This is a genomic window from Methanohalophilus sp. WG1-DM (assembly GCF_004104135.1).
Taxonomy (GTDB): Archaea; Halobacteriota; Methanosarcinia; order Methanosarcinales; family Methanosarcinaceae; genus Methanohalophilus; species Methanohalophilus euhalobius.
The window spans coordinates 25,162-32,714 of sequence record NZ_RRBA01000017.1; the positions used below are offsets into that span (position 1 = coordinate 25,162).

Consider the following 7,553-nt stretch of genomic DNA (forward strand, 5'->3'; position numbering starts at 1 on the left):
TTATCCACCTATTTGCAAAAAGAATTCATCCAATCTTTTCGCAGCAATATCCCACGTAAAGTTATTTTCTACATGTATTCTCGCTTTCTTTGCCATGGAGATACATAATTCATCATCATCTAATATTTCTTTTATCTTTGTAGATATTTCATCTATATTATTTGATTCTACCAAGAAGCCTGTTTCATTATCCAAGATTGTTTCAACAACTCCACCTGATCTTGTTGAAATCGCCGGTGTTCCTGCTGCCATTGCTTCAAGCTGGGCAATGCCAAACGCTTCATTTTCTGCTGGAAATACGACCACCTTTGCTTTTGAATAATAATTATTTAATTGTTCATCATTCAAATTGCCCGTAAAAAATACTTTGTCTGTGATTCCTAATTCATTTGTTAGATTCACTAGATTATCTTTTTCTTCTCCATCGCCAGCAATATATAATTGGGCATTTTTTATTGAAGACATTGCTTTTATCAATATATCTACTTTTTTGAATTTGTAGAGTCTGCTTGCATTAAATACGATATTTTCTTTTTCATTCAATGGCTTAAACTTATTAATGTCAACTCCTGGATAGATTACTTTGGAAGTTAGGGCATATGTATTATGGATGAATTTTGATGTAAAGTGACTGTTTGTAACTATTGCATCAACGTTTTTTATAAGTTGTTTGTCAATTTTTTTAACGAAAGGATTTGCAGCAATTGCCATTGTTTTTATTGGATTTTTCAATCCCATTATCAAGTCTTTTTGATATATAAAAGAACCAAGATCATGACAATACCATATGCATGGAATATCAGGATTTTTCCGTTTGAATAAGAATCCCCAGTAGTTAGCAGGGAAAGCTTGTGGAAAAATAATATCAATATCCATACCCTTTGTGGCTTCAAATATTCTTTTCATTAATATTGGAAACTGTAACCAATGTGACATTGTATTTGGAAGTGGACCACCAATGAACTTGAATTCTATATTTGGATAATCTCCAATTATTGCTTCATCCCCACTTTGTGCTAAAACGGTCACACTATGCCCCATTTTCGCAAGCCTTTCACCAGTTTCAAGCACAAACTTCCCCGCCCCTCCTGGATATGTGAAATGTGGATGAAAATATAAAATATTCAATTTATACCCACCATTTTAGCTACATCGATTATTAATTCTGCACGATGCCTATAAGTATGATCCTTCAAAATCCTTTCACGTGCTCTTTCACCAATCTTCAGCATCTCTTCCTCATCCGACAACAGCCATTCATAAGTTTTAATGGCTTCCTCTTCGCTGTTGATCACAATTAGCTCCTTTCCGACATCGAACCACTCATCGATACCATTATATGGCTGAGAGACGATGCATGCACCGTATGCAGCAAGTTCAAAAGGACGGGCTGTGGCAGATGCGTATACATTTGTGTGTGACCATCGGGTTATGTTAAGATTGATCTTGCTCCTACAACAGAATTCACGGAAAGCGCTGTATGGTACGTCACCCACAAGATTAGAATTGCCCATATCAATTTCAAATCCACCCCCTCCGACTGAAAAATTAACCTCTGGAAGTTTCTTGCTGGGATTTGTAATCATTTTGGTCATCCACTCTTCTCTGAACTGATTTCCAAAACCAAAAAAAGAGATGTCCATTGTCTTTTCAACATCGATCGGTGCAAATAAATCAGGATCTGCAGCGTAATATAACGGTTTTACGTTCTTTGCACCTTCATTTTTGAGATCATCGATGACACCCTTTGAATTGACGAAAAATGCATCATATTCTGAAACATCGGCATCTTGGTAATAATCAAACTTAAAACCGCGTTCTGTGGCATATTTAGGTAGGATTGTTGGCATATCGCCATCATAGTAGATGCAGGGAATACCATATTCATCTTTGATTTCAGAAGCAATTCCAGTAATGTGGTTCAGGGGAATATTCATGAAAAAGATAAGATCTAGGTCTTTTTCTTTTTCGATTATATCGTGTAATTGTTTTCGAACCTTTGGCTTCACATCATGCTCGATCAGGTTCTTTGTAATAGGAGTCAGCAGATTTTTGGTATTTGCAGGGTCAACCACTTTTTTATGTTTGTTCAGGAATTTATTGAACAGGATGCTCTCAATCTTGCATGGGTTATCGTAGGTACGCCACCAGAGACTTTCTACAGGAGCCCCTAAATAAGGTAGGACTATTACTTCATTTCCGGTCTCATGGAGTGCTTTCAGTAACTGCCACCAAGAAGGGGTGCATCCCAGACGATATTTAAGATCAATAGTAGATGTGAATGCCAATATTTTCATAATTATTCCATGTATAATATTTATCTCATCTTTATCATTCTAGACATCGCATGCAATATGATCCCAGTAAATGCCATGAACATCCCTAAGATAGTCAGCAACATCATCAGCAGTGTAGGTCCAAAACGTAAAGATTCTCCGAGGTAAAAATCCTGCAGGAATTTCAGTCCCATAAATAGTCCTATTCCTCCCATAATTGCTCCTGGGAGAGTGAAATAATACAGCGGTCTTCTGAATTCCATGTCCTTTAAGATAGCAATTAAAACTCCGACACCATGACTTACTGGGTTTTGTGTTGATGAGTCTTCGACATCATAACTGCAGTTCACCTGGACTTCTTCAAATTGAAGGTTATTGTCTGCAATTTCCATCAGAATTTCGGAGCCGGCAGACATTGAATCACTATCGACTCTTATGTTCTGGATGGCCTTTTTGCCGTAAGCCCTGAAACCACACTGGGAATCTGTGACATTTATTCCTCCCACTGTATTGGTAGCAATATCCAGGACTTTCATTCCTATTTTGCGGTAGGCAGGAATTCTCTCTGAATTTCCTTCTATGAAGCGGGATCCAAGCACGACATCAATTCCTTTCTCTAAAGGTTTGAGCAATTTGGGAATTTCAGCCGGGTCATGCTGGCCGTCAGAATCGATTATAACCATTCGTCTTGCATTGAGATTGCGTGCAGTTTCAAAGCAGCTCTTTATTGCCGCACCGTAACCCATATTTTGCGGGTGTTTTACCACATATGCTCCGGCTGCTTCTGCCACTTCTGCCGTATTATCACTGCTACCGTCATCGATAACAACGACGTCATCAACATATTCCTTGCATGCTATGATGATATTTTGAATGGACCTGGCTTCATTGTAGGCCGGCATTGCCGCTATAGTTGGCATAAGTTTAGTGCCTCCGGCCTGAAATTTTCACAAGAAGCACCATACTTCCAATGGCGATCTCCTCATCAAGTGCCGGCAGGACAGCAGCCACGCTGGTCAGGAAATCACCGCCACAGTATTTAATGGGATTTTGTTAATTTCTACCACCCTGTGAAATATTGTTATGGGGATTGGATTTATCATATATAACTATGTTGAGATACATATAATGCTTGTTATAAAAAAAGGTATTGCTATCTAAATGTTGCAATTATCAATCATATTGAAATGCATGTGTACACCAAATTTATATCTCAAAAACACCTCCCACAAACCATGCACTCCCAAACAATCCTCATCACCGGCGGGCTGGGTCAGGTCGGCTCGTATTTGACCGACCGCTTCTGCACCGACAACAGGGTAATCGTGCTGGACAACACATCCTCTCCCTGCCGACATGAAGTGCCCGCAGGAGTCCAGTTGGTCATCGGCGACATCCAGGGCCCGGAAGTGGTACGGCTGGTCGAGCAGGCCGACATAATCATCCACACCGCCGCCCAGATCGATGTCAACCGCTCCCTGGACCAGCCGCTGTTTGACTGCGAAAACAACATTCTCGGCACCCTCAACCTCCTCGAGGCAGCCCGCCAGACAAACCTGAAACGCTTCGTCTACTTCAGCTCCGCCGCCATCTACGGCGACACCCTGCACACCCCTATCGATGAGAACCATCCCACACAACCCCTCTCCCCCTACGGCGTCAGCAAACTCGCAGGCGAACAGTACGCCCTCATGTACCACCGCGCCTTCGACCTGCCCGTGGCAGTGCTGCGTCCCTTCAACATCTACAGCCCCCGCCAGGACCCCTCCAATCCCTACTCCGGCGTCATCACCAAATTCATCGAGCGTGCCAAAGCCGGCCAATCCCCGGTAATCTTCGGCGACGGGCAGCAGACCCGCGATTTCATCTCGGTGCATGACATCGTGGATCTGGTAGAACTGCTGGTCGAAAAGGACGCAGCCCTCGGCAGGGTCTTCAATGCCGGTACCGGTACACAGACCACCGTCAACCGGCTCGCCGGGATCGTGCAGGAGGTTTTTGGCAGTGACCTGGCCCTGGAATACCGGGAGGCCCGCACCGGCGACATCCGCCACAGCGTGGCTGGTATCAGTGCTGCAAGAACACTGGGATTTGTACCGCAAGTTTCCCTGGAGGATGGGCTGGCCGAATTTGCGGGGGAATGAGGCAAAGCCAGTACCCTTCTTTCTTTGGGGAAGTGCAGCATACATATATATCAAAATGGCTATATATCATGGTGGTGACTTTTACGAGAAAGGGGTGAATCCATGACAATTTCCTTAATCGGAGCAAATATTGTTCTTTTAGCCAAAAACCATAATCCTTCAATCGTTTCCAATGATTGGTTGTCGCAGAGAGGAATCTTGACAGACAGCATTAAATCTTTTACACACACCCCTGCCTTATCAGTTGTGGAAACCGAACGTTTCTCATTTTTCGTAGATCCTGACCGCCTTCAACTGGGAATAAAAAAGAATTTTATTAAAGAGGCAAACTCTCTTTGTGAAAAAATCCTATCATATGTTCGCTATCTTCCTGAAACGCCGTATAAAGCAGTTGGATTCAACTTTGGATATGAGCTAGAACATAAAACCTCCATCTTACAGAAGATATATTGTCCCGGCGACAAGCTTGAATCTCTGTTTTCGGAAAATTTCCAGCTTGGTGGTATAATCAAATACGAATTCAGTGGGTTCACAGTAAAGTTAATTATCCAGCCGGATATTAATGAAAAAATAAAGGCCGATTTCAATTTTCATTATGGGCTAAATGAGAATTCAGATATTGAGAACATAATAAAAATGCATGGTGAAGCAATGGCTGAATCCCGAAGAGTGCTGGAGGAGTTAGTCAATGAGTGAAACGTACCTGCCTTCCCCGGGTTCAACAGAAAGTCTTGATCCAGACACTGTTTTAAAAATGTATAATTCAATGGATATGCTGGGCCGGTCCGAATCACAGAGTCTGCACAATACCGATTTTGTATTTCAGGAACCGAATTCAGCCGATTCTCCAATAATAATTGAGAAAGCCCTTGCATATGGCAATATCTATAAATCGACGTGGAGGCAGGTCAGTTCATCTTTGAATATTGAAGAAGACCTATTCGCTTCTCAGCCAAGCCCTATATTATTCAATGAAATAGAATGGGATAATCACAAATTCAAACTATCCGGGCCGCTTGAACTGGATATCAATTTTGTTGATGAGTTATGGGAAGGGGAAAACAGAGACCTGGATATATTTCTTGTTGCATCTGATATGGACGAACTAATAGCCTCCTTCCGGGAAGAATTTTTTGTTATATGGGAAGTCTATTCCAGGGAGCCGGATTCCAATCTTACCACAAAAGCACAGCAGATAAAAGAAAATCTTCTCAAACTTGTAACTGAAGTAGAGATTGATGGTGTTACAGGTGGCTGTTTTTAAACCCCGGGATATTGAAAAAGCTCTTTTATCAAAAGGCTTTCAGGTTGAACATACCCACCACGAATATTTCTGGCTCTACTATAATGGAAAAAGGACTCATATCAAGACCCGTATCAGCCATGGGAAAAAAGAATATGGACCAAGCCTGATATCTGCAATTAAAAAGCAACTCAAATTACAATCAAAACAACAAATTGAAGATTTGCTCAATTGTCCAATGTCCGAAGAAGATTATATCGAGTTGTTACGGTCAAACGGTGAAGTGGATTAATATGCCCTCCAATGATAGGATAACGATCAGTCACGAAATCTGCGCAGGCAAACCTGTAATCAAAGGGACCAGGATATCGGTAGATTTTGTCATTGAACTTCTGGGAAATAACTGGACATACGATGATATTCTGGAAAATTATCCCCAACTTGATAAAGAAGACATCCTTGCAGCATTAAAAAGATATTAATTTCAGTATACCCTCGAACGTTTGTGGATTTTGATAATTCCAATTAAGTTGTCCTTATAGTTAACTTCATATAATATTCGATAATTTCCAACCCGGACCCTATACAGTTTTTCGTTATACCCTATTACAGTTTTAGAATCATGTAATATGGGGTGATGTTTCAGTTTTTCAATTTTTTTCAACATTCTGGATAGATCGGTGTTGTCAAGGGACCTTAAGAATTTGGCAGCCTGCCTGGAATAATTTATATCAAACATTATAATCCTAATTCTTTTTTTAGTTCCTCGTGGGAGATAAGTGTACCAGCCCTCTTCTCAGACCTGTATTGATTCAAAGACAGATTGTCATCTTCCGTCATAATTGAATCTATATCTATCATATGACTTTTGATGAAATCAAGATCTTCCCTTATTGCTTTTAATTCATGCACAATCTCTACAGAGTCGATCACTTCTGACATAATTGAAAATTGGTTTGTGATTATTTAAATATATCTCTTTTTAGGTACTACACCCCACTCTAAAATCATTCTCACTGAAACAATTAGTAAAAAAGTGTAGTCGTGTAGTCTTTTTCTTATAATCTTTGAATGAACGTGCATAATAGTTGGCATAGTCTATTAGATAATCTTTATCGATGTAGTCTTCTTCTATGACAACGGTGTTTGCATTCAGATATCCCAGATATCTTAACAGATAGCTGCTGGGGTCTGATGTACCCATTATATCAAAGAGTTGATCGCTTGTCGATGAAAATGGGTACACTTTCATACATGCCCTCAGAAAAAGTGTATGGTTAAATAGTAATTGGCTTTAAGAGATCTTCTACGTCTATATGGGTCAACTCTTTTTTTAATTCATTTTGTTGTGAAGCCCGGTTTTTCAATCTCTGTTTGAAGTTTTCAATAAGGCGCTGTTTTTCTTGTGGTGTGGGATAATTACTCACTAAATATACCTCCTCTCATGAATCATAAAAATTTATGGGGCCACACTTCAGTAATCCAATATTGAAATGGTTCTTATATATATTTTTTGAAAGGAAACCACTCCGTCTGCAATGTATGCCATAAGTACAAATTTCTATCCAATGTAATTGAATACATCAATATTATATCGATGAGAGGGCATTATCTCCTATATTCCCGGAAAAATCAGATTTACACACCCTCCTCTAATAATCGGACATGCCTGCACATACATAAAATCAATACTCCAACAGTCACCATCAATAGCGTGGCCGACATCAGCGCTGCAAAAACACTGGGTTTTGTCCCGCAAGTTTCCCTGGAGGACGGGCTGGCGGAGTTTGTGGGGGAGTGAAAATAACAATATTAATTTGTTTCAAGCCATTTGTCCCTGGCGATTTTGGCCTGCTTAAGAATTCTTTTTAGTAAAGCCACACCAATTTT

At 40.5% G+C, this 7,553-nt stretch carries 13 protein-coding genes; 6 read left to right on the forward strand and 7 right to left on the reverse strand.

Annotation, left to right across the window (positions count from 1 at the left end; all coding sequences use genetic code 11):
* From CI957_RS09415 to CI957_RS09425, 3 genes are read right to left on the reverse strand one after another with little or no spacing between them, the layout of a single operon-like run.
* Positions 1–1,128: a glycosyltransferase family 4 protein gene (locus CI957_RS09415; protein WP_128754729.1), complete on the reverse strand. Its 1,128-nt coding sequence runs from the start codon at positions 1,126–1,128 to the stop codon at positions 1–3.
* On the reverse strand, positions 1,125–2,297 hold the full coding sequence (locus CI957_RS09420; RefSeq protein ID WP_128754730.1) for a glycosyltransferase: 1,173 nt from the start codon (positions 2,295–2,297) through the stop codon (positions 1,125–1,127). The genes CI957_RS09415 and CI957_RS09420 overlap by 4 nt, the downstream gene beginning before the upstream one ends.
* A gap of 20 nt (positions 2,298–2,317) precedes the next feature.
* Entirely contained in the window at positions 2,318–3,196 is an 879-nt protein-coding gene (locus tag CI957_RS09425) for a glycosyltransferase family 2 protein (RefSeq protein ID WP_128754731.1), read from the reverse strand.
* A 315-nt stretch (positions 3,197–3,511) separates the two neighbouring features.
* Here CI957_RS09425 and CI957_RS09430 point away from each other — a divergent pair, with 315 nt between their 5' ends.
* The 5 genes from CI957_RS09430 (at position 3,512) to CI957_RS09450 (ending at position 6,145) form a co-directional block, all read left to right on the forward strand.
* Positions 3,512–4,420 (forward strand): NAD-dependent epimerase/dehydratase family protein, encoded by a 909-nt coding sequence (locus CI957_RS09430; RefSeq protein ID WP_128754732.1) that lies wholly within the window; start codon positions 3,512–3,514, stop codon positions 4,418–4,420.
* A 198-nt stretch (positions 4,421–4,618) separates the two neighbouring features.
* Entirely contained in the window at positions 4,619–5,116 is a 498-nt protein-coding gene (locus tag CI957_RS09435; protein WP_128754733.1) for a hypothetical protein, read from the forward strand.
* Complete coding sequence (locus tag CI957_RS09440; RefSeq protein WP_128754734.1) at positions 5,109–5,684, forward strand: hypothetical protein; 576 nt, start codon at positions 5,109–5,111, stop codon at positions 5,682–5,684. Before CI957_RS09435 ends, CI957_RS09440 begins: the two co-directional genes overlap by 8 nt.
* Positions 5,671–5,955 carry a type II toxin-antitoxin system HicA family toxin gene (locus CI957_RS09445; RefSeq protein ID WP_096712835.1) on the forward strand — a complete coding sequence of 95 codons (285 nt, stop codon included), beginning with the start codon at positions 5,671–5,673 and terminating at the stop codon, positions 5,953–5,955. The genes CI957_RS09440 and CI957_RS09445 overlap by 14 nt, the downstream gene beginning before the upstream one ends.
* A gap of 1 nt (position 5,956) precedes the next feature.
* Positions 5,957–6,145 (forward strand): DUF433 domain-containing protein, encoded by a 189-nt coding sequence (locus tag CI957_RS09450; protein ID WP_096712836.1) that lies wholly within the window; start codon positions 5,957–5,959, stop codon positions 6,143–6,145.
* Between the two features lie 2 nt (positions 6,146–6,147).
* On the opposite strand, the gene CI957_RS11270 is transcribed toward CI957_RS09450, so the two are convergent.
* The 4 genes from CI957_RS11270 to CI957_RS10705 are packed head-to-tail and all read right to left on the reverse strand — an operon-like array spanning position 6,148 to position 7,090.
* A complete protein-coding gene (locus CI957_RS11270; RefSeq protein ID WP_128754735.1) occupies positions 6,148–6,402 on the reverse strand; it encodes a type II toxin-antitoxin system RelE/ParE family toxin in 255 nt (84 codons plus the stop codon).
* Positions 6,402–6,605 carry a hypothetical protein gene (locus CI957_RS09460; protein WP_096712837.1) on the reverse strand — a complete coding sequence of 68 codons (204 nt, stop codon included), beginning with the start codon at positions 6,603–6,605 and terminating at the stop codon, positions 6,402–6,404. The genes CI957_RS11270 and CI957_RS09460 overlap by 1 nt, the downstream gene beginning before the upstream one ends.
* A 40-nt stretch (positions 6,606–6,645) precedes the next feature.
* Entirely contained in the window at positions 6,646–6,915 is a 270-nt protein-coding gene (locus CI957_RS09465) for a hypothetical protein (RefSeq protein ID WP_128754736.1), read from the reverse strand.
* 25 nt (positions 6,916–6,940) lie between these two features.
* Positions 6,941–7,090, reverse strand: coding sequence for a hypothetical protein (locus tag CI957_RS10705; RefSeq protein WP_164909087.1), 150 nt, complete (start codon positions 7,088–7,090; stop codon positions 6,941–6,943).
* A 170-nt stretch (positions 7,091–7,260) separates the two neighbouring features.
* On the opposite strand from CI957_RS10705, the gene CI957_RS09470 reads away from it, so the two are divergent.
* On the forward strand, positions 7,261–7,464 hold the full coding sequence (locus tag CI957_RS09470) for a hypothetical protein (protein WP_128754737.1): 204 nt from the start codon (positions 7,261–7,263) through the stop codon (positions 7,462–7,464).
* The last annotated feature ends 89 nt before the right edge of the window (positions 7,465–7,553 follow it).

What these genes read in the sequence shown, in the direction of transcription:
- CI957_RS09420 (WP_128754730.1), bottom strand. Translation starts at nt 2,297, where the DNA reads ATGAAAATATTGGCATTCACATCTACTATTGATCTTAAATATCGTCTG.
- CI957_RS09425 (WP_128754731.1), bottom strand. Translation starts at nt 3,196, where the DNA reads ATGCCAACTATAGCGGCAATGCCGGCCTACAATGAAGCCAGGTCCATT.
- CI957_RS09430 (WP_128754732.1), top strand. Translation starts at nt 3,512, where the DNA reads ATGCACTCCCAAACAATCCTCATCACCGGCGGGCTGGGTCAGGTCGGC.
- CI957_RS09440 (WP_128754734.1), top strand. Translation starts at nt 5,109, where the DNA reads ATGAGTGAAACGTACCTGCCTTCCCCGGGTTCAACAGAAAGTCTTGAT.
- CI957_RS09450 (WP_096712836.1), top strand. Translation starts at nt 5,957, where the DNA reads ATGCCCTCCAATGATAGGATAACGATCAGTCACGAAATCTGCGCAGGC.
- CI957_RS11270 (WP_128754735.1), bottom strand. Translation starts at nt 6,402, where the DNA reads ATGTTTGATATAAATTATTCCAGGCAGGCTGCCAAATTCTTAAGGTCC.
- CI957_RS09460 (WP_096712837.1), bottom strand. Translation starts at nt 6,605, where the DNA reads ATGTCAGAAGTGATCGACTCTGTAGAGATTGTGCATGAATTAAAAGCA.
- CI957_RS09465 (WP_128754736.1), bottom strand. Translation starts at nt 6,915, where the DNA reads ATGAAAGTGTACCCATTTTCATCGACAAGCGATCAACTCTTTGATATA.
- CI957_RS09470 (WP_128754737.1), top strand. Translation starts at nt 7,261, where the DNA reads ATGAGAGGGCATTATCTCCTATATTCCCGGAAAAATCAGATTTACACA.